Raw genomic sequence first — 22,107 nt, 5'->3', positions numbered from 1 at the left:
GTTAAGGCTTCCTGCTCAGTGTTCCGAGCCGCTGTTCAGCATGCGGCTGCGGGCTTTTTCAATATGGGCGCGCATGACGTTGCGCGCGCCGTCGGCGTCCTGTTCCTGGATCAGCCGGTAGATGTGGCGGTGTTCCTCGATGGCGGCGCGGGTGCGCTTCCAGGGTTCGCTGTGGACCAGGTGGCGCATGACGTTCACGGCATGGCTGACGTCGTACTCCAGCGATTTCAGCACCTGCACGAAGCGCTGGTTGCTGGTGGCCGCGGCGATGGCGCGGTGGAATCCGTAGTCGTGATGGTGGGCGATGGCGCCGGAGGCGTCGGCTTCTTCATAGCCGGTCAGCATGCGGTCCATTTCGCGCAGGTCTTCGTCGGTGCGGCGCAGGGCGGCCAGGTAGGCGCATTCGGGTTCGATCACCATGCGCAGCTCCAGGCCTTCCAGGATGTGGCCGACGCGGCGCGCAGGGTCGACCGCGGGCATGCCGCCCATGAGGTCGGGCTTGGCGCGCACATAGGTGCCCGAACCGCGGATGGACTCCACCAACTGGTCTTCACGCAGCCGGTCCAGCGCTTGCCGCACCACCGGCCGCGAGACCTCGAACAAAGTGGCCAGTTCCATTTCCGTGGGCAGCTTGTTGCCGGGCGCGATCTTGCCGGTCGCGATGGCATAGAACAGGCTCTCGTAGACGCGTTCGGCAAAGCGTTCGGCGCGCACATAGCCCAGGCCCGAGGCCACTTCCGCCAGCACGTCCAGTTCGGGACGGGGGCGGTCTATCGCCACCAACAGCGATTCAAGCTGCGGGTCACGCACATTGCTCATCGGCGCTCCTAATTTGTATTGCCCTGTATTGCCGGGATTGTCAGTCGCCATGACAAATCCAGGGTGGCGTTAAGCCGCTGAATTATTAGGGATTACCCCGAGTGATCAGAAAATATCCTGACTCTTGGGATAAAAGCTGTCAATTCAATTGACAAGTTACGGGCCGCTCCCGTACTTTGACCCGAAACCAAAACGCAACTCGCGCGCGACGCCGCGAGCGGCGCGCTGCCGGTGTCCGCCGGTCCGCGCCTGGAGACGAAACCATCCCGCAACCGGCCGTCCGGCCGCTACTTTACTCCGCACATCGTGACTCAGAAGAACTTTATCGCCAACCAATGGGTGGACGCCGCCACCGGCGCAACCATTCCCGTCCTGAACCCGTCCGATGGCGCGCCTTTCGAGGCAATCGCGCGTTCGACCGCCGAGGACGTGGACCGCGCCGTGACGGCGGCGCGCGAGGCTTATGAAGGCGAGTGGGGCCAGATGGCGCCCGCCGCGCGCAGCCGCCTCTTGATGCGCATCGCCTTTGCGCTGCTGGACCGCCAGGAAGAGCTGGCGCAGCTGGAATCGGCCGACACCGGCAAGCCGATCAAGCAGGCGCGCGCCGATGCCGCCGCCGTGGCCCGCTACTTCGAGTTCTATGCCGGCGCGGTCGACAAGCTGCACGGCGAGACCATTCCCTACACCCCGGGCTTCACCGTGTTGACGGTGCGCGAAGCGCACGGCGTCACCGGCCACATCGTGCCCTGGAACTATCCGCTGCAGATTTTTGGCCGCAGCGTGGGCGCGGCCCTGGCCGCCGGCAACGCCTGCGTGGTCAAGCCGGCGGAGGACGCCTGCCTGTCGCTCTTGAAGTTGGCGGAGATCGCCGCTGAAGTCGGCCTGCCGGCCGGCGCCCTGAATATTTGCACCGGCTACGGCCATGAAGCCGGCGCGGCGCTGTCTGCTCACCCGGGCATCGACCACATCTCGTTCACCGGTTCGCCGCAGACGGGCAAGATGGTGGCGCATGCCGCCGCCGAGAACCACGTGCCGGTCACGCTGGAACTGGGCGGCAAGTCGCCCCAGATCGTGTTCGATGATGCCGACCTGGACGCCGCCATGCCGGTGCTGCTGGCCGCCATCATCCAGAACGCGGGCCAGACCTGCTCGGCCGGCAGCCGCGTGCTGATCCAGCGCGGCGTGTACGAGACCGTGCTCAAGCGCCTGTCGGACGCGTTCTCGGCCACCGTCACCGGTCCGGCCGCGGCCGACCTGGACGTGGGTCCCCTGATCAACGCGCGCCAGCAGGACCGGGTGCGTGGCTTCCTGGCCGAAGCCGAGGCCGAAGGCATGAAGGTCGCGGCCCGCGGCAAGCTCAAGGAAGGTACGCCCGAGGCCGGCTTCTACCAGCCGCCCGTGCTGTTCCGCGACGTGCCGCCCAACAGCCGCCTGGCGCAGGAAGAAGTCTTTGGCCCGGTGCTGGCCGCCATGGTGTTCGACACCGAGGAAGAGGCGCTAGCCATCGCCAACGGCACGCTGTACGGCCTGGTGGCCGGCGTCTGGACCCGCGACGGCGGCCGCCAGCTGCGCCTGGCGCGCAAGCTGCGCGCCGGCCAGGTGTTCATCAACAACTACGGCGCCGGCGGCGGCGTGGAGCTGCCGTTTGGTGGTTCGCGCCAGTCGGGCTACGGCCGCGAGAAGGGCTTTGAAGCGCTGTACGGCTTCACCACCCTGAAGACGATCGCCATCCGCCACTGATCCCGGCTTGCGGGCGGCCCGGCCCCTGGCAAAATATCGGTTAACGTTGATGTTTTGCTTCAGGGGCGCCGCCCCGCATTCAGGATCCGTATGTTCACCGGTATTGTTCAAGGCACCGCGAAGATCGCCAAGATCGCGGATCGCGAAGGCCTGCGCACTTTCACGCTGGATTTCCCCCCTGGTTTTTGCGTGGACCTGGCCATCGGCGCCAGCGTGTCCACCGATGGCGTCTGCCTGACCGTCACGGAAATCCTGTCCGAGAACCAGGCCACCTTCGACGTCATGCTGCAAAGCCTGGCCATCACCACCCTGGGCAGCTATCAGGAGGGCGACCGCGCCAACGTCGAGCGGGCTGCCAAGGACGGCGCCGAAATCGGCGGCCATCCCTTGTCCGGGCACGTGGATTTCACCTCTGAAGTGGTCATGGTGAAGTCGTCCGACACCAATCGCCTGATGCGCTTCAGCATCCCCGAGGCCTTCCGCAAGTACGTCTTCGCCAAGGGTTATATCGCCATCAACGGCGCCAGCCTGACGGTATCGGAAGTCAACCGCGCCGAGGGCTGGTTCGAGGTCTGGCTGATTCCGGAAACCCGCCGCATGACGGTGTTCGAGGACAAGCAGGTGGGCGATTTCGTCAATATCGAGATCGAACGCAGCACCCAGGTCGTGGTCGATACCGTGCGCGAAACCGTGCAGGAAAGCCTGGGCAGGCTGCAGCCGCTGCTGGAAGCCATCCTGAAGGAAAAGGGGCTGACGCTGGAAGACTTCGTCAGTCCGCAGGGCAAGCTGAAGTAGCCTATCGCGCGGGGGGCGGGCGGCGCCCGGCCCTCAGCCGGAAAGCCGGGCGGAAGTCAGGTCGGTCAGCACGCCGTTTTCCAGGACCGCCATCGTCAACTTGTCGACCGTGCCGCGGATTTCGAGTCCGTTGCGGTTCAGTTCATCGCACAGCGATTTCATCAGTGCGCGGTTGGTGGAGGCCCCCATGGTGATGTGCGGCACATAGGGGATGTCCAGGCGCAAGGTCGGAGCCAGCACCTGGCGGTACAGGGCGTCGTGCAGGCGTGCGAGCTGGCTATGGCCTTCGTCGGGGACCAGGTACGCGTAGGCGTGCGCCGGGTCGGCGCCCAGCATGGCGTAGCGGCATACGAAGTCTATCGGGCCGTGCAGGCGGGCGACCTCTTCGAGGTGCAGCTGGTAGGCCTGTTCATCGATGCCCGCGCACCCGAACGCCATGGTGAAGTGCGCCCTGACCAGGGGATGCTGGCCATCATGCTGGCGTCGGAACTCGTCGATGAACCCGGCGTCCTGCGCACCGAGGCGCGGGTAGGCGAGCGTGTGGAGTTTCTTCATGCCGCCAGTCTGCCACCGCGGTGCGCGAAAAAGCAAACCCCGCCGGCGGGCGGCGGGGCGGCGCTCAATAAGAGAACGCCTTGCCTTGCGGGCGCACGCGGATGCCCGGCTGCAGCCGGGTCCAGGGCAGGTCAGCCGGATCGGCCTGCATCGGGCCGGGCGCCTTGGCCACCAGCACTTCGTGGGCGATGGGCTGGAAGTCCGCGCGGAAATGCACGGAACTCTTCACCACCAGTATCGCCATTTCCTCGGGCTGCACGCCGCCCACGCGGAACAGGTTGCGGTCCAGCATCTGCGACTTGGTGGCGCTGACCACCACCCGCACGCCGCCGATCCGCAGGCCGGCCACGGCTTCCAGGTCCACGTCCATGCCGTTCATCATCGGCCCGTCAAAGCGCAGCTTGCCGGGCGACAGGGTTTCGACCACGAATTCGCCTTCGAAGGCCGAGTCGCCGGCCACGCCGGATTGGCCGCCCAGGCTCAGGCGGACCTTGCCGCCGATGCCGGCCGCCGTGGCCTGGCGCACCGCCTCGGGATCGTAGAAGAGCCCCAGCGCGGCGTTCTGGGCGTCGGCCTGCACCAGCGCGCGCAGCATGCCGGTGGTGTTGGCGTCGCCGCCCGCGCCCGGATTGTCCTGCGTGTCGGCGATGACCACCGGACGCGACGCGCCCGCCGCCAGCGCCTGCGCGCGGCGCACGGCCTCGGAGGGCTCGAGGAAGTCGGGCGACCATTGCGGCTCCAGTTCCAGCACGCGCTGGTACAGGGTGTCGGTCACGCGTTCAACGGCCGCCGCGTCGGTGCCGTAGGCCCAGACCACCGGGCCGCACTCGGGGAAGTCCGCCGCCGGAAAGCCGGGCGCGAACGAGATGGAGACCACGCCCGGGGTCTGCTCCAGGCTTTCCAGCAGTTCGTACACGCCCTTGGACGGCTGCAGCATCGTGCACATGCCGTTGATCGGAATCAGGAAGGGCAGGCGGCGCTCGCTGCGGCTCCAGCTGTCGCCCGCCGCGATGCGGGCCTGCAGCAGGCGCGCCGCGTGTACACCGGTGTCGGCCATGTCCACGTGCGGATAGGTGCGGAACGCGGCCAGGCCGTCGGCTTCCTGCAGCATCCGCGCGGTGACGTTGGCATGCAGGTCCAGGCTGGCGATCACCGGCACGCCGGGCCCGACGATCTGGCGCATGCGCGCCAGCAGTTCGCCTTCGCCGTCATCCAGGTGCTCGGCGACCATGGCGCCGTGCAGGTCGAGATAGACGGCGTCATGGCTGCCGTTGCGGGCGGCGTCCAGGATTTCGCCGGCGATCCGTTCGTAGGCGTCGCGGGTCACATGGGCCGACGGGCTGGCGCCCGCCCAGATCACGGTTTCGACCGTGTGGCCCTGGGCCAGCGCCGCGTTGATGAAGCCGCCGGCGGGGATGTTGACCTCGCGCAGCGCCAGCATGTCCTTGCCGCGCACCATGGCCGGGAAGCCTTCGCCGCGCACGAAGTTGTCGTAGGCGGCGAGCGACGGCGCAAAGGTGTTGGTTTCGTGCTGGAAGCCAGCAACCAGAATGTGCATGATCGTTTCCTGTGGGTGGGACTTCAGGCGCGGGCGGGCGCGGAACGGGGCGGACGGTTCACCAGCAGCAACAGGGCGCCTGCCACCAGCAAGGCGGAGATCACGTACAGGCCGCCAGCCAGCGTGCCGGTGGCTTGCTTGGACCAGCCGATGATGGACGGGCTGAGGAATCCGCCGAGCAGGCCGATGCTGTTGATGAGGGCGATGCCGCCGGCCGCCGCCTCTCCTTTGAGGTACTGCGAAGGAATCGCCCAGAATACCGTGTAGGAGGCCCACATGAAGCCCGTGGCCAGCGTGATGGCCGTCAGGGATAGCGCGAATTGCGTCGGCGCGGCGGTAGCCACGCACAGCGACACGCCGGCCAGCAGGGCGGGTACCAGGGTGTGCCAGCGCCGCTCCTGCATGCGGTCCGAACTGCGCGCAAACCACAGCATGAAGACGGCCGCCGCGATGTAGGGAACGGCGGAATACAGGCCGATTTCCATGGTGTCCTGCACGCCGGCCAGCTTGAGCAGCGTGGGCAGCCAGAAGCTGACGGCATAGATGCCGCAGATCAGGCAGAAGTACGTCAACGCCATGCCGTAGATGGCGGGATCGCGCAGCACCTGCTTGAAGGCATGCTTCTGCTGCGCGCCGCGGGTTTCAAGATCGGCGGCCAGCAGCGCCTTGTCCTCGGCGCTGAGCCACTTGGCCTCGGCGGGCTTGTCGTCCAGGTAGCGGTAGGCGATCACGCCCAGCAGCACGCAGGGCAGGCCTTCCAGCAGGAACATCCATTGCCAGCCGTCCAGGCCGTGCGCGCCCGAGAACGCGGTCATGATCCAGGCCGACACGGGGCCGCCGACGATGCCGCCGATGGGGCCGGCCAGCATCACCACCGCCATGACGCCGGCCATGCGCGACTGCGAGTACCAGTAGGTCAGGTAGAAGATCATGCCGGGCGCGAAGCCGGCTTCGAACACGCCCAGCATGAAGCGCAGGACGTAGAAGCTCCATTCGCCCTGCACGAACAGCATCGAGGCCGAGGTCAGGCCCCACAGCACCATGATGCGGCTGATCGTGCGGCGCGCGCCGATGCGGGTCAGCAACAGGTTGCTGGGCACTTCGAAGATGACGTAGCCCAGGAAGAAGATGCCGGCGCCCAGGCCGTAGACGGCGTCGGAGATGCCGATGTCCTGCTGCATCTGCAGCTTGGCGAAGCCGATGTTGATGCGGTCCAGGTAGGCAAAGACGTAACAGAGCAGCAGGAAGGGCAGCAGGCGCCACGTGATCTTGCGATATAGCGGGGCCAGGCGCGGGTCCGTGCCCGGCGTGGTCGGATTTGGCATTGCATGTCTCCTCGCGCGGGTCTGGCGCCCGCGGTGGCTGGGGTTGCGCCGGAAACCCTATGGCTTCCGGGGCCGCCATTATTGGAAGACAGCGGTGTTCCGAACAATGACCGGAGTGATAAATTATCGTTGCCCTGTGGGCAACGATCGACTCACCTTCAACTGGCGCGGCCCAGCGCCCCGGGAATGCGGGATATGCAGGAAATCAGCCAGGTCCGCCTGAAGTACTTCAACGAGGTCATGGCCTGCGGCTCGATACGGGGCGCGGCGGACAAGCTGGATACGGCGGCCTCCGTCATCAGCCGGCAGATCCAGCTGCTGGAAAAAGAGCTGGGCGTGCAGCTGTTCGAGCGGCGCTCGCGCGGGCTGACCCCCACCGAGGCGGCCGACATGCTGCTGGAGTACCACCGCGGCTGCCGCGCCCAGCAGGAACACCTGAACGCGCGCCTGCAGGAATTGCGCGGCATGCAGCGCGGCAACGTGCAGCTGATGATCAGCGAAGGTTTCATCGACGGCCTGATGGAGCATGTGGTCGGACCGTTCTGCATCGAATATCCGCAGATCAACATCAGCGTCAACGTGGGATCCGTGAATGAAGTGGTCGAGGCGGTGGCTTCTGATGCCGCCCACATCGGACTGGCCTACAACCCGCCCGTGGATCCGCGGCTGCGCTGCCGCGCCAGCCGCAAGCATCCGGTCTGCCTGCTGGCGGGCCGCGGCCACGCGCTGGCCGCGCGACGGGGCCCGCTGACCATCGCCGACATCCTGCCGTATCCCTTCGCGCTGATGTCCGCGCCCTACGGGCTGCGCCAGGCGGTGGACCTGCTGGAATTCACCGAGCGCATCCATCTGACGCCCAGCCTCACCACCAATTCGCTGCGTGTCTTGAAGCAGTACGCGATGACGGGGGCGGGCGTGACCTTGATGCCCAACCTGGGCGTGCATCACGAACTGGCAAGCGGCGAATTGGTCGCGATACCCATCGCGCATCCGATCCTGAGCGCGCCGGAATGCCAGGCGCTGCTGCGGCTGGGACGGCCCCTGTCGTCCGCCGCCAACGAGGTCATGCGGCGCATCGAACAACGCCTGCCGGCGTTCTCGGGCGGCTGAGCGCCAGCGCGTCGGGCCGCGTCCGCTTACAATGGGCGCACTTTCGGAGGTATCACCATGTCGGTCACAACCGATATCAAAATACGCCCCCTGGAGCGTGGCGACCTGCACTTTGTGCACAAGATCAACAATAACGACGTCATCATGCGTTATTGGTTCGAAGAGCCCTACGAGGCCTACGACGAACTGGTCGCCCTGTATGACCGCCACTTGCACGACCAGAACGAGCGGCGCTTCATCATCGAGCACGACACCGGGCAGCCCGCCGGCCTGGTCGAGCTGGTGGAAATCGATTACATCCACCGCCGTGCCGAATTCCAGATCATCATCGCGCCCAGCTATCAGGGCCGGGGCTACGCCAAGGCGGCGACGCGCATCGCGGTGGGCTACGCCTTCCGCGTGCTGAACCTGCACAAGGTCTATCTGGTGGTGGACAAGGACAACACCGCCGCCGTGCACATCTACGAGCGCTGCGGCTTCCAGATCGAAGGGCTGCTGAAGGAAGAGTTCTTTTCCAACGGCGACTATCGCGACGCCTACCGCATGGCGCTGCTGCAGCACGACCATCTGCGCGATGTGGGGCCTGGCGCACCGGATGCGCCGGTGCTGCGCGACTGGCCGCAGGAAGAGCAGGCGGGCTGAAGCGTGCTTTTACCGGCGGCCATGCACGGCATGCGCCGCCGGGAAATCGGATTGCCCCGCGTCAGTGGGCGGCTGGCGCCGCCCGCAGCAGCCGCAGGCCGTTGGCCACCACCAGCAGGCTGGCGCCCACGTCGGCGAACACCGCCATCCACAGCGTGGCGTTGCCGGTCATGGCCAGGGTCAGGAACACGGCCTTGATGCCCAGCGCCAGCACGATGTTCTGCACCAGCACACGATGCGTGGCGCGCGACAGGCGCAGGAAGGTGCCGATCTTGCGCAGGTCGTCGTCCATCAGGGCCACGTCGGCCGTTTCGATGGCGGTGCCGGTGCCGGCCGCGCCCATGGCGAAGCCGATGTCGGCGCGGGCCAGGGCGGGGGCGTCGTTGATGCCGTCGCCCACCATGCCGACGCGGCCGCCCGACGCCAGCTTGCTTTCGATGGCGGTCAGCTTGTCTTCGGGCAACTGGTCGCCGCGCGCTTCGTCGATGCCGACCTGTTGCGCGATGGCTTGCGCCGTGGGCGTGTTGTCGCCCGTCAGCATCAGGGTGCGCACACCCAGGGCGTGCAGGTCCGCGATGGCGGCGGCGCTGGTCGGCTTGACCGTGTCGGCCACGGCGGCCACGGCCAGCACGCGGCTGCCGTCGGTCAGCGCGATGGCGCTCTTGCCCTGGCGTTCCAGTTCGTCCAGGCGCGTTTCCAGCTTGGGGCTGGAGACGCCGAGTTCGCGCATCAGGCGGCGGTTACCCAGTTGGAAGGTCACGCCGTCCAGTGTCGCGCTGACGCCGCGGCCGGGCAGGGCGGTGAATTCCTGCACGTCCAGCAAGGTCGTGCCGGCTTCGCGCGCGGCATTGGCCACGGCCAGTGACACCGGATGGTCGGAGCGGGCGGCCAGGCTGGCGGCGATTAGCGCGGCCGGCTGGCGGCTTTGGTCGGACACGTCCCAATCCTGGATGTCGGTCTGCACCGGCTTGCCGTGGGTCAGCGTGCCGGTCTTGTCCAGCGCCAGCCATTTCAGGTTGCGGCCTTCTTCGAGGTACACACCGCCCTTGACCAGGATGCCCCGGCGCGAGGCCGCGGTCAGGCCGCTGACGATGCTGACCGGGGTGGAGATGACCAGCGCGCAGGGGCAGGCGATGATCAGCAGCGCCAGGGCGCGGTAGATCGCGTCGAACCAGGGCTGGCCCCAGAACAGCGGCGGCAGCACCGCCACCAGCAGCGCGATGCCTACTACCGTCGGCGTATAGATGCGCGAGAAGCGGTCAATGAAGCGCTGGGTCGGCGCGCGCGCGCCTTGCGCCTGTTCGACGGCGTGGATGATGCGGGCCAGCGTGGTGTTGCCGGCCGCCGCGGTGACGCGGTATTCGAAGGAGCCGGCGGCGTTGACGGTGGCGGCGTAGACCGGGTCGTCCTGCGTCTTTTCCACGGGCAGGCTTTCGCCGGTGATGGGGGACTGGTCCACGGCCGAACTGCCGCTGACGATGATGCCGTCGGCCGCGATGCGTTCTCCCGGCCGCACCCGCACGATGTCGCCTACCTGCAGCCTGGCGGCAGGCACTTCCAGCCAGTCGCCATTGGCCTGGCGCACGGTGGCGGTTTCCGGCGCCAGGTCGAGCAGGCCGCGGACGGCGTTGCGCGCCCGGTCCAGGGAGCGGGCTTCGATCAGTTCGGCCACATTGAACAGGAACATCACCATGGCCGCTTCGGGCCATTGGCCGATCAGCACGGCGCCGGTGACGGCGATGCTCATCAGGGCGTTGATGTTGAGGTTGCCGTTGCGCACGGCGATCCAGCCCTTGCGGTAGGTACTGACGCCGCAGGCCAGGATGGCGGCCACGGCCAGGGCCGCGGTGACGCCCAGCGGCCAGCCGGCGAAATGCGACAGTTCCGACAGCGCCGCCAGGATGCCGGAGCCGCCGATCAGCCACCAATTCACCGGTTTGGCGGCAGGGGCCGGCGTGCCGGGGGCGTTGTCGGCCAGGGGCTCGGGCGTCATGTCCAGCGACTTGATGGCGGCCATGACGCGGTCCAGCGCGCCTTCGGCGTGCACCACGGTCAGTACGCGCTGCATCAGGTTGAAGTCCAGCGCATGCACGTCGGCCATGCTGTCTAGCTTCTTGCGGATCAGCGTTTCCTCGGTGGGGCAGTCCATCTGGCCGATGCGCAGGCGCGCCAGCGACTGGCCCGGGCCGGCGCTGAGCGTGGCCGCGCCGGCGCCCGAGAGGCTGAAGGGCTGGCCGTCGCCGTGGCCGCAGCAGGCGTCGCCGCCGTGATCGTGCTTGTGGCTGTGGTCGTGCTTGTGATCGTGGGCGTGATCATGGCCGGCGTGGTCGTGGCTGTGATCGTGGCCCGCGTGGCTGTGGTCGGCGTGATCATGGCCCGCATGATCGTGTCCGGCATGGGCCTGGGCGTTGTTGGCGGGGGCGTCGCATCCGTCGTGCGCGCAGCAGGCGCCGCCTTGCCCGGCGGGCATATGTTCGTGTTTTTTGACCGGAGGTAAAGACATCGTCCTCTGCCTTGAAATAAGCTGGTGACGCTATTCCACACCTTGGAGTTACTATAGGGTCAACCCCCTAAATCAATCGGATGCGATCCGGGAGGCAGCGATGCGTATCGGCGAATTGGCCACGGCGGCCGGAACCACGGTCGAGACCGTCAGGTATTACGAGAAAGAAGGGCTGTTGCCGGCCCCGGAAAGGGGGCTGAACAACTACCGCAGCTATGGCCAGCCACACCTGGAACGGTTGCGCCTGATCCGCAACTGCCGCGCGCTGGACATGACGCAGGACGAGATCCGCGCCATCCTGTCGCTGGCGGACAACCACCAAAGCGGTTGCGGGCCCATCAATGAGCTGTTCGACGAGCACATCTCCCACGTGGACGAGCGCATCGCCGAACTGACCCAGCTCAAGACCCAGCTCACCGAACTGCGCCAGCGCTGCCTGTCGGCCCGGCCCGACACGGAAGACTGCGGCATCCTGCATGGCCTGAGCGAAATGCAGGTCGAAGAGCGCCAGGAACGCCACACGCACCTGGGCTGAACGCCTCCCGCCAGGACGAACACCACTGAGGGCCGGTAGCCGGCCTAGGGAAAACCCGCCGCGTGAAAAGCGCGGCGGCGTCTTGTTGCGTCCAACATCAACATGTAAGATGTCCAACATCCAACAAATAATGACAAGGCAGCCGCGGTCGAAGATCAGCGGCGCCGTACAGAGAGGCAGACAAGCATGGATTCCAAGCCCTTGGGCCGATTCACCGTCCTGGACCTGACGCGGGTGCGCTCGGGTCCGGCCGCCGTGCGCCAGTTCGCGGACTGGGGCGCCACCGTCATCAAGATCGAAGAGCCGGGCGACGAGCAGGACGACAAGCCGGGCGGTTCGGCCCAGTTCGCGGATTACCAGAACACCCACCGCAACAAGCGCAGCGTCACGCTGAACCTGAAGCATCCGCAGGGCCGGGCGTTGTTCCTGGACCTGGTGCGCCAGGCCGACGTGGTGGTGGAAAACTACCGGCCCAACGTCAAGTTCAAGCTGGGCATCGACTACGAGACGCTGCGCCAGGTGAATCCGCGCATCGTCTACGCCAGCGTGTCCGGCTTCGGACAGGACGGCCCCTACGCCGGGCGCCCAGGGCTGGACCAGATCGCTCAGGGCATAGGCGGGCTGATGTCGGTGACGGGCGAGCCCGGCCGCGGTCCCATGCGGGCGGGGATTCCGGTGGCGGACCTGACCTCCGGCCTGTTCTGCGCCATCGGCATCTTCATCGCGCTGCTGGAGCGCGAGGTGTCGGGCCAGGGGCAGTGGGTGCAGACCTCGCTGTTGCAATCGCAGGTCTGGATGATGGATTTCCAGGCGATGCGCTGGCTGATGAATGGCGAGGTGCCCGGCCAGAGCGGCAACGACCATCCCACCAGCAGCCCGACCGGCGTGTTCCCCACCAGCGACGGCTACATGAACATCGCGGCCATGGGCAACGACATCTATGCGCGCCTGTGCCGCGTGCTGGAAGTGCCGGAACTGATCGAGGACGAGCGCTTCCTGACCGTGCCGCTGCGGGCGCGCAACCGTCCCGCGCTGAACGCGGCGATCGGCGCGCGCACCGCGACCCGGCCCACCGCCGAATGGATTGCGCTGATGAACAAGGAGGGCGTGCCTTGCGGCCCGATCCTGGGCATGGATCAGACTTTCGAGGATCCGCAGGTGCGCCACCTGGGGCTCAGCCGCGAAATCCGCCATCCCTCGCTGGGGCCGATTTCGGTGGTGGGGCAGCCCATGATCCTGAGCCGCTCGGCGGCAGGGGAAATGGCGCCCGCGCCGGAACGCGGCCAACACAACGGCGACGTCTACGGCGGCATGCTGGGTTTGGCGCCTGCCGACTTGCAGCAGCTGGCCCGCGAAGGCGTCATTTGAGGGCTCCGTCCTGACGCCGAGCATAAAATCGCCGCCAAGGCCGCCCGCGTATCCGGCGGTCCAGACGGAGACAGCCCAGACATGAACGCACCATCCACCGCCCCCGCCGACCAGGTCTTTTCCAGCCTGGGACGCCCCGAGAACTTGCCGGACGAGATCGCCTCGCAGATCCGCCAGAAGATCGTGGCGCGCGAGTTCGAGCCGGGCCAGCGCCTGCCCACGGAATTCGAGCTGGCGCAGATGTTCGCCGTCAGCCGCAACGTGGTGCGCGAGGCGATCGCGCGGCTGAAGCTGTCGGGGTATGTGGACACGCGCCGCGGCGTGGGCTCCTTCGTGGCGCAGGACGTGGGCACGCGCAATTTCGAGATCGCGCCCGAAGACCTGCTGCAGCCCGAACCGCTGCTGCACATTTTCTGGCTGCGGGTGGAACTGGAGTCGGGTGCGGCCGCGCAGGCGGCCTTGCATCGCACCCCCGAGCAGATCGAAAGCCTGCGCCAGGCCCTGCAACGGGTCGACGCCGCGGGCAATGACTGGCAGGCCGGCGCCGACCATGCGCTGGACTTCCACATGGCCGTGGGCGAAGCCACCAACAACCCTTATTTCGTGCGCCTCTTGGCGCACCTGCGCCACGTGTTCCGCGGCGCCGTGCGCACGCTGCGCTACACCAGCGCCGGCACCGAGCGCGTGCCGGAAATCGAGCGCGAACACCACCGCATCTTCGACGCCATCGTGGCCGGCGACAGCGAGGCCGCGCGCCTTGCCATGCGCGCGCACCTGACCAACGGCATTCAACGGCACCAGACAGTCATACAAGGAAAGCAACCGTGACCATACTACGCATCCTGCAGGGCGAAATCACCGACAACATCGTGGCCGAGAAGCGCGGTGCGATAGGCTGGCTGACGTTCAACGATCCGCAGCGGCACAACGCCGTGTCGTTCGCCATGTGGGAGGCGGTGCCGGTGGTGCTGGAAGCCTTCCGCCAGGACCCGGAGATCCGGGCGGTGGTGCTGCAGGGCGCGGGCGGCAAGGCCTTCGTCAGCGGCGCGAACATTTCGCAGTTCGACACGCTGCGCAGCGGCGAAGACGCGGTGGTCGAATACGAGCGCGTCGCCGAAACCGCGCAGCTGGCGCTGTATGACTACGACAAGCCCACGATCGCGTATATCCAGGGCTATTGCATCGGCGGCGGCCTGAACATCGCCCTGTGCTGCGACATCCGCATCGCCTCGGACAACAGCAGTTTCGCCATCCCCGCCGGCAAGCTGGGCCTGGGCTACCGCCTGACCGCGATCCGCAACCTGGTGACCGCGGTCGGCCCGGCCAACGCGCTGGAAATCTTCCTGACGGCGGCGCGCTATGACGCCCACCAGGCCAAGGAGCTGGGCCTGATCCGCAAGGTGGCGCCGGTGGCAGAACTGCCGCAGGTGCTGGAGGCCATGCTGGCGCAGATCCAGGCCAACGCGCCGCTGACGCTGCGCGCAGGAAAGAAGATGATCCGCCAGCTGCAGCAGCTGGGACCGGAAGTCGATGTGGAAGGCATGCGCCGGCTGGTGCTGGAGTGCTTCGAAAGCAATGACTACCGCGAGGGCCGCAAGGCGTTCGCGGAAAAGAGAGCGCCGGTGTTCACCGGCACCTGATCTCCGGCCGCGGGCCGGATTCCCTACGCGGCTTGCAGGTCCGCGCCGTTGCCGGCGCGGCCGGGGGAGGCTTGCGTCCTGAATCCGCGCGCGGACCGGATCAACCCGGCCACCGATCCCACCGGGGACGGCCAGGCCACAGACCGCGCAACAAGCGCGGCGACGAGGAGACAGACATGAAAGCGGTTCATCTGAGGGCAGGCCTGGCGGGGTTGGCGGCATGGCTGTGCGCGGCGCCGCTGCACGCGCAGGGGGCCTATCCCAGCCAGCCGGTGCGCATCGTGGTGGGCTACGCCGCCGGCGGCACCACGGACATCCTGGCGCGGGCGCTGGGCGAGCAGCTGAGCAAGGAGCTCAAGCAGCCCGTCATCATCGAGAACAAGGCCGGCGCGGCTGGCAACATTGCCGCGGCCTCCGTGCAGCAGGCCGCGCCCGACGGCTACACGCTGTTCATGGCCACCGTGTCCAGCCACGGCATCAATCCGGTCGTGTACAAGAAGTCGCTGGGTTACGACCCGGTGGGCGGCTTCACGCCGGTCAGCATGATCGCGTCCATCCCGCTGGTGCTGGTCGCCAATCCCAAGCTGCCGGTGGCGTCGGTGGCCGACCTGGTCAAGCTGGCGCGCGAGAAGCCGGGCGACCTGAACTATTCTTCCAGCGGCAATGGCTCGCCGGTGCATGTGGCCGGCGCCATGTTCGCCTCGGAGGCCAAGGTGCAGATCCAGCACGTGCCGTACCGCGGCGGGTCGCTGGCCAATTCCTCGGTCATGAGCGGCGAAACCCAGTTCAGCTTCGCCACCTTGCCGGCGGCCTTGCCGCAGGTCCGCGCAGGCAGCCTGCGCGCGCTGGCCGTCACCACCCGGGACCGTTCGGCGGAGCTGCCCGAGGTGCCCACGGTGGCCGAGGATCCGATGTTCAAGGGCTACGAAATCAATACCTGGAATGCGCTGATGGCGCCCAAGGGCACGCCCGACGCGGTGGTGGCCGTGCTGAACCAGGCGGTGGCGCGGTCGCTGGCCGTGCCGGCCTTGCAGACCCGCTTCAAGGGCGAGGGGGCGACGCCGGGCGCCAGCAGCCCGGCCGAGCTGGGCCAGTTCGTCAACGCGGAGCTGGCGCGCTGGGCGGGCGTCATCCAGGAAGTCGGCATCCAGATCGAATGACCTCTGGCGGTCCGGGGGGATGACGGTCCGAGGCAGCGGAGTGGCGTAATATGAATTGTGTTTCTTTCTCATTGACGCCAGATCCGATGACCACGACCCCGACCGCCACCCCGCTGCACGCCCTGAATACGCGCCGTTCCTTCAAGTTCCTCCGCGCCCCGGCGCCCAAGCCCGAGGAACTCGAACAGATCCTGCAGGCCGCCATGTCGGCGCCCGACCATGGCGCCTTGCGGCCGTGGCGCTACGTGGTGATCCGCGGCGAGGCCATCGGCAAGCTGGCCGATCTGGCGCTGGACGCGGTCAAGCGCAGCGGCGATCCGCGCATGACGCCGGAAAAGGAAAAGTCCGTGCGCGAGTGGATGGCGGGCGTGCCGCTCTTCATCGCGGTGGCGCAGAAGATCGCGCACGACAACACCAAGATCCCGGAACAGGAGCAGCTGCTGGCCACCGGCGCCGCCACCATGAACCTGCTGAACGCCGTGCACATGCTGGGCTACGGCGCGTTCTGGAGCACCGGCATCGGCACCTACGTGGAAGACGTGCAGAACGCGCTGGGCCTGGACGCGCTGGACTACCGCTTCCTGGGCTTCCTGGCCATCGGCACCCCGGCTTGCGCCGTGCCGCCGGCCAACCGCCCGGACTACCGTGAATTCGTCACGGAGTGGACCGGTCCGGTCTGAGTCCGCTGTCCAGCATGAAAAAACCGGCCATAGGCCGGTTTTTTCATGGGCGGCCTGCCTAGTGCCGGCCCGCGATCGGCCGGAAAGCGGCGCGCACGAGCTTCTCCAGGCCCCAGCCCGCGAAGTAGAAGAGGGCCAGCGTGGGTAGCCCGATCAGCAGGTAGCCGCCGACCCATGACAGGTCGCCAAGCAGGCGATCCAGGTTCAATTCATGCAGCAGCGCCAGTTGCAGTGCCAATGGCAACTGCAGCAATACGAATCGTCCTTTGTCATCGCCGTCCGCCGAAAGGGCGCCGGCAACGCAGAGGATGACGATGGCAAGGTAAAGCGCGGCGAACACAACGCCGGTCCAGCTGAACCATTTCGAGGCGGTCGATCGGGGCACGTCGGCTTCCAGCGTATCAGGGACAGGCAGTATATGACGCCGCCGGCTGCCGCCGCCGCGATCCGCGCACGCGCCGCGCGGCCCTCGACCGGCGCTGGGAGCGAGGCCCGGCGCGGCCCCTGTTTCGGGGCTGCGCCCTGTGCTACTCTGGCTGCCGGCCGTGCATGTTCATCCCTTTGCACCGGCCGACGATGGCAATGTTCGAGGTCATCCCCTTGGGCAGTGTCTTGGTAAGAAGAATGCGCATGACACGATCAAGCGTGGAGACAATACATGAGCCAATATGGGCCGTTGAAGTTGCACGTCCCGGAGCCTACAGGGCGTCCGGGTTGCAAGACCGACTTTTCCTACCTGCACCTGTCGCCGCCCGGCGATGTGCCCAAACCCCCCATTGATGTTGCCGCGGTCGATACCGGCGGACTGGCCTACAGCCTGGTCCGGGTGATCGCGGACGACGGCAGCGCCGTCGGACCGTGGGCGCCCGAGCTCAGCCATGAGCAACTGCGCGCCGGCATGCGCAACATGCTGATGACGCGCCTTTTCGATGCGCGCATGCTGACCGCCCAGCGCAAGAAGAAGATCTCCTTCTACATGCAGAGCCTGGGCGAAGAGGCCATCGGCACGGCCCACGCCATGGCGCTGGAGCAGGGCGACATGTGCTTCCCGACCTACCGCCAGCAGAGCATCCTGCTGGCGCGCGACGTTTCGCTGGTCACCATGATGTGCCAGCTGATGTCCAACGAACGCGATCCGCTCAAGGGCCGCCAACTGCCGGTCATGTACTCCGACCGTGAACGGGGCTTCTTCAGCATTTCGGGCAACCTGGCCACGCAGTTCATCCAGGCGGTGGGTTGGGGCATGGCCTCGGCCATCAAGGGGGATACCCGCATCGCTTCCGGCTGGATCGGCGACGGCGCCACCGCCGAGGCCGACTTCCACACCGCGCTGACCTTCGCCCACGTCTACCGCGCGCCGGTCATCCTGAACGTGGTCAACAACCAGTGGGCCATTTCCACCTTCCAGGCGATCGCCGGCGGCGAAGGCGCGACCTTCGCGGGCCGCGGCGTGGGCTGCGGCATTGCGTCGCTGCGGGTGGATGGCAACGATTTCCTGGCGGTCTATTCCGCCTCGCGCTGGGCCGCCGAGCGCGCCCGCAGCAACCTGGGGCCGACCCTGATCGAATGGGTGACCTACCGCGCCGGCCCGCACTCCACGTCCGACGATCCCTCCAAGTACCGTCCCGGCGACGACTGGAGCCACTTCCCGCTGGGCGACCCGATAGCGCGCTTCAAGAAGCACCTGATCTTGCTGGGCATCTGGTCCGACGAAGAACACGAAGCCGTCAAGGCCGAGCTCGACGCCGAGATCCTGGCAGCCCAGAAGGAAGCGGAAAGCTACGGCACCCTGGTGGACGGCCACGTCCCCAGCGCCGCCAGCATCTTTGAAGACGTGTACAAGGACATGCCGGAGCATCTGCGCCGGCAGCGTCAGCAGCTCGGAGTCTGATCATGGCTATCGATAACAACGCTGGTCCGGCCTCCGCGCCGATGACCATGATCCAGGCTTTGCGCTCGGCCATGGATGTGATGCTGGAGCGCGACAACAACGTGGTGGTGTTCGGGCAGGACGTCGGCTATTTCGGCGGCGTGTTCCGTTGCACCGAGGGCCTGCAGGCCAAGTACGGCAGCTCGCGCGTGTTCGACACGCCCATCTCCGAAGGCGGCATCGTCGGCGTGGCGGTGGGCATGGGCGCGTATGGCCTGCGCCCCGTCTGCGAGATCCAGTTCGCCGACTATTTCTATCCCGCTTCGGACCAGATCGTGTCCGAGGCCGCGCGCTTGCGCTACCGCTCGGTCAACGAGTTCGTCGCGCCCATGACCATCCGCATGCCTTGCGGCGGCGGCATCTACGGCGGACAGACGCACAGCCAGAGCCCCGAGGCCATGTTCACGCAGGTCTGCGGGCTGCGCACGGTGATGCCGTCCAATCCGTATGACGCCAAGGGCCTCCTGATCGCGGCCATCGAGAACGACGATCCGGTCATCTTCCTGGAGCCCAAGCGGCTCTACAACGGCCCGTTCGACGGCCATCACGACCGGCCCGTCACGCCTTGGACCGGACGGCCGGGCAGCGTGGTGCCCACCGGGTACTACACCGTGCCGCTGGACTCGGCCGCCATCGTGCGGCCCGGCAACGCGCTGACCGTGCTGACCTACGGCACCACCGTGCACGTGTCGCTGACGGCCGCCGAGGAAACCGGCATCGACGCCGAGGTCATCGACCTGCGCAGCCTGTGGCCGCTGGACCTGGATGCCATCGTCAATTCGGTCAAGAAGACCGGCCGCTGCGTGGTGGTGCACGAAGCCACGCGCACCTGCGGCTTCGGCGCCGAGCTGATTTCGCTGGTGCAGGAACACTGCTTCCATCATCTGGAGGCGCCCGTGGAGCGCGTGACCGGCTGGGATACGCCGTATCCCCACGCGCAGGAATGGGCGTACTTCCCCGGCCCGCGCCGGGTCGGCGAAGCGTTCAAGCGCGCGATGGAGGGTTGAGAGATGGGTATTCATGTCATCAAGATGCCCGACATCGGCGAAGGCATCGCGGAAGTGGAACTGGTCGCCTGGCACGTGAAGATCGGCGACCTGGTGGCCGAGGACCAGCCGCTGGCCGACGTCATGACGGACAAGGCCACGGTCGAGATTCCCGCGCCGGTGGTCGGCCGCGTGGTCGCGCTGGGCGGGGACGTGGGCCAGGTCATGGCCGTGGGCGGCGAGCTGATCCGCCTGGAAGTCGAAGGCGAGGGCAACCTCAAGCCGGGCGCGGACGCGCCGCCTGCCAAGGCGGCCGCGGCTCCTGCCGCGGCGCAGCCCGCGGCTTCGGCGTCCGCGCCGCAGGCCGCGCCTGCGCCGAAGGCTGCCGTCGAAGTCGCCGCGCCCGCCAAGCCGTCCGCGGCGCCGGCCAAGCCCGCGCGCCAGGCGCCCGCCGCCGTCGCGCGCCAGCCCGGCGACAAGCCGCTGGCTTCGCCGGCCGTGCGCAAGCGCGCCTGGGACCTGGGCATCGAACTGCGCTACGTGCACGGCAGCGGCCCGGCCGGCCGGATCCTGCACGAGGATCTGGACGCTTACCTGCAAGGGCAGGGCGGGGGGGCTCAAGCCCGCGGCGGCGTGGCCTATGCCGAGCGCAACGACGAGGAAAACGTGCCGGTCATCGGCCTGCGCCGCAAGATCGCGCAGAAGATGGCCGAGTCCAAGCGCCGCATCCCGCACTTCAGCTACGTCGAGGAAATCGACGTGACCGAACTGGAAGAGCTGCGCGCCAGTCTCAACCAGAAGTGGGGCGCGACGCGCGGCAAGCTCACGCTGCTGCCGCTGCTGGCGCGCGCGATGGTAGTGGCGCTGCGCGATTTCCCGCAGATCAACGCGCGTTACGACGATGAGGGCGGTGTGGTCACGCGCTACGGCGCGGTCCACATCGGCATCGCCACGCAAAGCGACGGCGGCCTGATGGTGCCGGTCATGCGCCACGCCGAGGCGCGCGATCTCTGGTCCATGGCGGCCGAGATCGTCCGTCTGGCCGAGGCGGTGCGCACGGGCAGCGCCAGCCGCGACGAGCTGTCGGGGTCGACCATCACCATCACCAGCCTGGGGCCTTTGGGCGGCATCGTCACCACGCCGGTGATCAACCATCCCGAGGTCGGCATCGTGGGCGTGAACCGCATCGTCGAGCGGCCCGCCATCCGCAATGGCGCCGTGGTGGCGCGCAAGCTGATGAACCTGTCGTCGTCCTTCGACCACCGCGTGGTGGACGGCATGGACGCGGCGCGCTTCATCCAGGCGGTGCGCGCGCTGCTGGAACAACCCGCGCTGCTTTTCGTGGAGTAAGCATGAGCCAGATCACTAAGACTACGACTTTGCTGGTGATCGGCGGCGGCCCCGGCGGCTACGTCGCCGCCATCCGCGCCGGCCAGCTGGGCGTGCCGACCATCCTGGTCGAAGGCGCCCAACTGGGCGGCACCTGCCTGAACATCGGCTGCATCCCGTCCAAGGCGCTGATCCATGCAGCCGAGGAATTCGACAAGGCGCGCCACTACGCGGGCAAGTCGGCGCTGGGCATTTCCGTGTCGGCGCCCGCCATCGACCTGGCCCAGACCGTGGCCTGGAAGGACGGCATCGTCGGCAAGCTGACCGGCGGCGTGGCCGCGCTGCTGAAGAAGAACGGCGTGGAAGTGGTGCGCGGCTGGGCCCGCCTGCTGGACGGCAAGACCGTGGAAGTGGACGGCGGCGAGTCCGGCGCCATCCGCATCCAGTGTGAACACCTGCTGTTGGCGGCGGGCTCCGAGCCCACGCCGCTGGCATCCATGCCGTTCGGCGGCATGGTGGTGTCGTCCACCGAGGCGCTGTCGCCCGCCAGCATCCCCAAACAGCTGGTGGTGGTGGGCGGCGGCTACATCGGCCTGGAACTGGGCACCGTGTACCGCAAGCTGGGCGCCGAAGTGGCGGTGGTGGAAGCGCAGGACCGCATCCTGCCGACCTACGACGCCGAACTCACCAAGCCGGTAGCCGCCGCGCTGTCGAGAATGGGCGTGGATCTGCACCTGGGCCGCAAGGTGCTGGGCTTGAACGGCGCTGGCAACGCGGTGCGCGTGCAGGACGCGGCGGGCGTGGAAACCCTGCTGCCGGCAGACCGCGTGCTGATCGCGGTGGGCCGGCGTCCCCGCACGCAGGACTGGGGGCTGGAAAGCCTGCAACTGGACCGCAAGGGCAACGCGTTGCGCATCGACGACCAGTGCCGGACTTCCATGCGCGACGTCTGGGCCATCGGCGATATCGCCGGCGAGCCCATGCTGGCGCATCGCGCCATGGCGCAGGGCGAGATGGTGGCCGAACTGGTGGCGGGCAAGCGCCGCCACTTCCAGCCTGCCTCCATTCCGGCGGTCTGCTTCACCGATCCCGAGGTCGTGGTGGCGGGCCTGTCGCCTGGCGAGGCGGAAAGCGCGGGGCTGGACTGCCTGACGGCTGCCTTCCCGTTCGCGGCCAACGGGCGCTCGATGACGCTGGAATCCACCGACGGCTTCGTGCGCGTGGTCGCGCGCCGCGACAACCACCTGATCGTGGGCTGGCAGGCGGTGGGGCGCGGCGTCTCGGAGCTGTCGACGGCCTTCGGCCAGTCGCTGGAAATGGGCGCCACGCTGGAAGACGTGGCGGGCACCATCCACGCGCATCCGACCCTGGGCGAAGCCGTGCAGGAAGCGGCGCTCAAGGCGCTGGGCCACGCGCTGCATATCTAGGGGAT

Annotated in this window: 20 protein-coding genes; 14 read left to right on the top strand and 6 right to left on the bottom strand. The window is 67.6% G+C overall.

Translation table 11 applies throughout. The features are described 5' to 3' along the window. Positions 1-15: 15 nt before the first annotated feature. Positions 16-819, bottom strand: a complete 804-nt coding sequence (locus FOC84_RS32725) for a FadR/GntR family transcriptional regulator (protein ID WP_173149693.1) — start codon at positions 817-819, stop codon at positions 16-18. 303 nt (positions 820-1,122) lie between these two features. On the opposite strand from FOC84_RS32725, the gene FOC84_RS32720 reads away from it, so the two are divergent. Both FOC84_RS32720 and FOC84_RS32715 read left to right on the top strand, forming a co-directional pair. Next, positions 1,123-2,559 carry an aldehyde dehydrogenase family protein gene (locus tag FOC84_RS32720; RefSeq protein ID WP_173150574.1) on the top strand — a complete coding sequence of 479 codons (1,437 nt, stop codon included), beginning with the start codon at positions 1,123-1,125 and terminating at the stop codon, positions 2,557-2,559. 90 nt (positions 2,560-2,649) lie between these two features. Next, on the top strand, positions 2,650-3,354 hold the full coding sequence (locus FOC84_RS32715) for a riboflavin synthase (RefSeq protein WP_059374277.1): 705 nt from the start codon (positions 2,650-2,652) through the stop codon (positions 3,352-3,354). 33 nt (positions 3,355-3,387) lie between these two features. Here FOC84_RS32715 and FOC84_RS32710 read toward each other — a convergent pair whose 3' ends face one another. The 3 genes from FOC84_RS32710 to FOC84_RS32700 form a co-directional block, all read right to left on the bottom strand. Next, positions 3,388-3,909, bottom strand: coding sequence for a 2'-5' RNA ligase family protein (locus FOC84_RS32710; RefSeq protein ID WP_173149691.1), 522 nt, complete (start codon positions 3,907-3,909; stop codon positions 3,388-3,390). Positions 3,910-3,973: 64 nt separating this feature from the next. After that, a complete protein-coding gene (locus tag FOC84_RS32705) occupies positions 3,974-5,467 on the bottom strand; it encodes a M81 family metallopeptidase (RefSeq protein ID WP_173149689.1) in 1,494 nt (497 codons plus the stop codon). A gap of 23 nt (positions 5,468-5,490) precedes the next feature. Then, the gene (locus FOC84_RS32700; RefSeq protein WP_173149687.1) at positions 5,491-6,792 is read right to left on the bottom strand and encodes an MFS transporter; all 1,302 of its coding nucleotides are present in this window, start codon (positions 6,790-6,792) and stop codon (positions 5,491-5,493) included. A 195-nt stretch (positions 6,793-6,987) separates the two neighbouring features. Here FOC84_RS32700 and FOC84_RS32695 point away from each other — a divergent pair, with 195 nt between their 5' ends. Together FOC84_RS32695 and speG are read left to right on the top strand one after the other, a co-directional pair. After that, positions 6,988-7,902: a LysR family transcriptional regulator gene (locus tag FOC84_RS32695; RefSeq protein ID WP_013393256.1), complete on the top strand. Its 915-nt coding sequence runs from the start codon at positions 6,988-6,990 to the stop codon at positions 7,900-7,902. Between the two features lie 57 nt (positions 7,903-7,959). Beyond that, entirely contained in the window at positions 7,960-8,544 is a 585-nt protein-coding gene (gene speG, locus FOC84_RS32690; protein WP_173149685.1) for a spermidine N1-acetyltransferase, read from the top strand. Between the two features lie 61 nt (positions 8,545-8,605). Here the strand turns inward: speG and FOC84_RS32685 are convergent, their stop codons facing one another. Next, positions 8,606-11,014 carry a heavy metal translocating P-type ATPase gene (locus FOC84_RS32685; protein ID WP_254241850.1) on the bottom strand — a complete coding sequence of 803 codons (2,409 nt, stop codon included), beginning with the start codon at positions 11,012-11,014 and terminating at the stop codon, positions 8,606-8,608. A gap of 133 nt (positions 11,015-11,147) precedes the next feature. On the opposite strand from FOC84_RS32685, the gene cadR reads away from it, so the two are divergent. The 6 genes from cadR to FOC84_RS32655 all read left to right on the top strand — a co-directional run bounded on the left by cadR (position 11,148) and on the right by FOC84_RS32655 (position 16,430). Next, positions 11,148-11,582, top strand: coding sequence for a Cd(II)/Pb(II)-responsive transcriptional regulator (cadR, locus tag FOC84_RS32680; protein ID WP_054456564.1), 435 nt, complete (start codon positions 11,148-11,150; stop codon positions 11,580-11,582). Positions 11,583-11,768: 186 nt separating this feature from the next. Further along, positions 11,769-12,950, top strand: coding sequence for a CaiB/BaiF CoA transferase family protein (locus tag FOC84_RS32675; RefSeq protein WP_173149681.1), 1,182 nt, complete (start codon positions 11,769-11,771; stop codon positions 12,948-12,950). 81 nt (positions 12,951-13,031) lie between these two features. Next, positions 13,032-13,778, top strand: coding sequence for a FadR/GntR family transcriptional regulator (locus tag FOC84_RS32670; protein ID WP_173149679.1), 747 nt, complete (start codon positions 13,032-13,034; stop codon positions 13,776-13,778). Next, positions 13,775-14,590, top strand: a complete 816-nt coding sequence (locus tag FOC84_RS32665) for an enoyl-CoA hydratase (protein WP_173149677.1) — start codon at positions 13,775-13,777, stop codon at positions 14,588-14,590. The genes FOC84_RS32670 and FOC84_RS32665 overlap by 4 nt, the downstream gene beginning before the upstream one ends. A 176-nt stretch (positions 14,591-14,766) precedes the next feature. Then, complete coding sequence (locus FOC84_RS32660) at positions 14,767-15,750, top strand: Bug family tripartite tricarboxylate transporter substrate binding protein (protein WP_173149675.1); 984 nt, start codon at positions 14,767-14,769, stop codon at positions 15,748-15,750. 86 nt (positions 15,751-15,836) lie between these two features. Next, the gene (locus tag FOC84_RS32655; RefSeq protein WP_173149673.1) at positions 15,837-16,430 is read left to right on the top strand and encodes a nitroreductase family protein; all 594 of its coding nucleotides are present in this window, start codon (positions 15,837-15,839) and stop codon (positions 16,428-16,430) included. A 58-nt stretch (positions 16,431-16,488) separates the two neighbouring features. Here FOC84_RS32655 and FOC84_RS32650 read toward each other — a convergent pair whose 3' ends face one another. Further along, complete coding sequence (locus FOC84_RS32650) at positions 16,489-16,815, bottom strand: hypothetical protein (RefSeq protein WP_173149671.1); 327 nt, start codon at positions 16,813-16,815, stop codon at positions 16,489-16,491. A gap of 273 nt (positions 16,816-17,088) precedes the next feature. Here FOC84_RS32650 and FOC84_RS32645 point away from each other — a divergent pair, with 273 nt between their 5' ends. The 4 genes from FOC84_RS32645 to lpdA are packed head-to-tail and all read left to right on the top strand — an operon-like array spanning position 17,089 to position 22,102. Further along, the gene (locus FOC84_RS32645; protein ID WP_173149669.1) at positions 17,089-18,321 is read left to right on the top strand and encodes a 3-methyl-2-oxobutanoate dehydrogenase (2-methylpropanoyl-transferring) subunit alpha; all 1,233 of its coding nucleotides are present in this window, start codon (positions 17,089-17,091) and stop codon (positions 18,319-18,321) included. Between the two features lie 2 nt (positions 18,322-18,323). Further along, on the top strand, positions 18,324-19,367 hold the full coding sequence (locus FOC84_RS32640; RefSeq protein ID WP_173149667.1) for an alpha-ketoacid dehydrogenase subunit beta: 1,044 nt from the start codon (positions 18,324-18,326) through the stop codon (positions 19,365-19,367). A gap of 3 nt (positions 19,368-19,370) precedes the next feature. Next, a complete protein-coding gene (locus FOC84_RS32635) occupies positions 19,371-20,696 on the top strand; it encodes a dihydrolipoamide acetyltransferase family protein (RefSeq protein ID WP_173149666.1) in 1,326 nt (441 codons plus the stop codon). Positions 20,697-20,698: 2 nt separating this feature from the next. Beyond that, on the top strand, positions 20,699-22,102 hold the full coding sequence (gene lpdA, locus FOC84_RS32630) for a dihydrolipoyl dehydrogenase (RefSeq protein WP_173149664.1): 1,404 nt from the start codon (positions 20,699-20,701) through the stop codon (positions 22,100-22,102). Positions 22,103-22,107 lie beyond the last annotated feature (5 nt).

Origin of the sequence: Achromobacter pestifer (assembly GCF_013267355.1) — a bacterium.
GTDB classification, from domain to species: domain Bacteria; phylum Pseudomonadota; class Gammaproteobacteria; order Burkholderiales; family Burkholderiaceae_B; genus Achromobacter; species Achromobacter pestifer_A.
The sequence above is the reverse complement of the archived record's forward strand: the minus strand, read 5'-3'. Positions and strand labels throughout refer to the sequence as shown.

What these genes read in the sequence shown, in the direction of transcription:
- speG (WP_173149685.1), top strand. Translation starts at nt 7,960, where the DNA reads ATGTCGGTCACAACCGATATCAAAATACGCCCCCTGGAGCGTGGCGAC.
- FOC84_RS32675 (WP_173149681.1), top strand. Translation starts at nt 11,769, where the DNA reads ATGGATTCCAAGCCCTTGGGCCGATTCACCGTCCTGGACCTGACGCGG.
- FOC84_RS32670 (WP_173149679.1), top strand. Translation starts at nt 13,032, where the DNA reads ATGAACGCACCATCCACCGCCCCCGCCGACCAGGTCTTTTCCAGCCTG.
- FOC84_RS32705 (WP_173149689.1), bottom strand. Translation starts at nt 5,467, where the DNA reads ATGCACATTCTGGTTGCTGGCTTCCAGCACGAAACCAACACCTTTGCG.
- FOC84_RS32700 (WP_173149687.1), bottom strand. Translation starts at nt 6,792, where the DNA reads ATGCCAAATCCGACCACGCCGGGCACGGACCCGCGCCTGGCCCCGCTA.
- FOC84_RS32685 (WP_254241850.1), bottom strand. Translation starts at nt 11,014, where the DNA reads ATGCCCGCCGGGCAAGGCGGCGCCTGCTGCGCGCACGACGGATGCGAC.
- cadR (WP_054456564.1), top strand. Translation starts at nt 11,148, where the DNA reads ATGCGTATCGGCGAATTGGCCACGGCGGCCGGAACCACGGTCGAGACC.
- FOC84_RS32715 (WP_059374277.1), top strand. Translation starts at nt 2,650, where the DNA reads ATGTTCACCGGTATTGTTCAAGGCACCGCGAAGATCGCCAAGATCGCG.
- FOC84_RS32640 (WP_173149667.1), top strand. Translation starts at nt 18,324, where the DNA reads ATGGCTATCGATAACAACGCTGGTCCGGCCTCCGCGCCGATGACCATG.
- lpdA (WP_173149664.1), top strand. Translation starts at nt 20,699, where the DNA reads ATGAGCCAGATCACTAAGACTACGACTTTGCTGGTGATCGGCGGCGGC.
- FOC84_RS32655 (WP_173149673.1), top strand. Translation starts at nt 15,837, where the DNA reads ATGACCACGACCCCGACCGCCACCCCGCTGCACGCCCTGAATACGCGC.
- FOC84_RS32635 (WP_173149666.1), top strand. Translation starts at nt 19,371, where the DNA reads ATGGGTATTCATGTCATCAAGATGCCCGACATCGGCGAAGGCATCGCG.
- FOC84_RS32725 (WP_173149693.1), bottom strand. Translation starts at nt 819, where the DNA reads ATGAGCAATGTGCGTGACCCGCAGCTTGAATCGCTGTTGGTGGCGATA.
- FOC84_RS32710 (WP_173149691.1), bottom strand. Translation starts at nt 3,909, where the DNA reads ATGAAGAAACTCCACACGCTCGCCTACCCGCGCCTCGGTGCGCAGGAC.
- FOC84_RS32695 (WP_013393256.1), top strand. Translation starts at nt 6,988, where the DNA reads ATGCAGGAAATCAGCCAGGTCCGCCTGAAGTACTTCAACGAGGTCATG.
- FOC84_RS32660 (WP_173149675.1), top strand. Translation starts at nt 14,767, where the DNA reads ATGAAAGCGGTTCATCTGAGGGCAGGCCTGGCGGGGTTGGCGGCATGG.
- FOC84_RS32645 (WP_173149669.1), top strand. Translation starts at nt 17,089, where the DNA reads ATGAGCCAATATGGGCCGTTGAAGTTGCACGTCCCGGAGCCTACAGGG.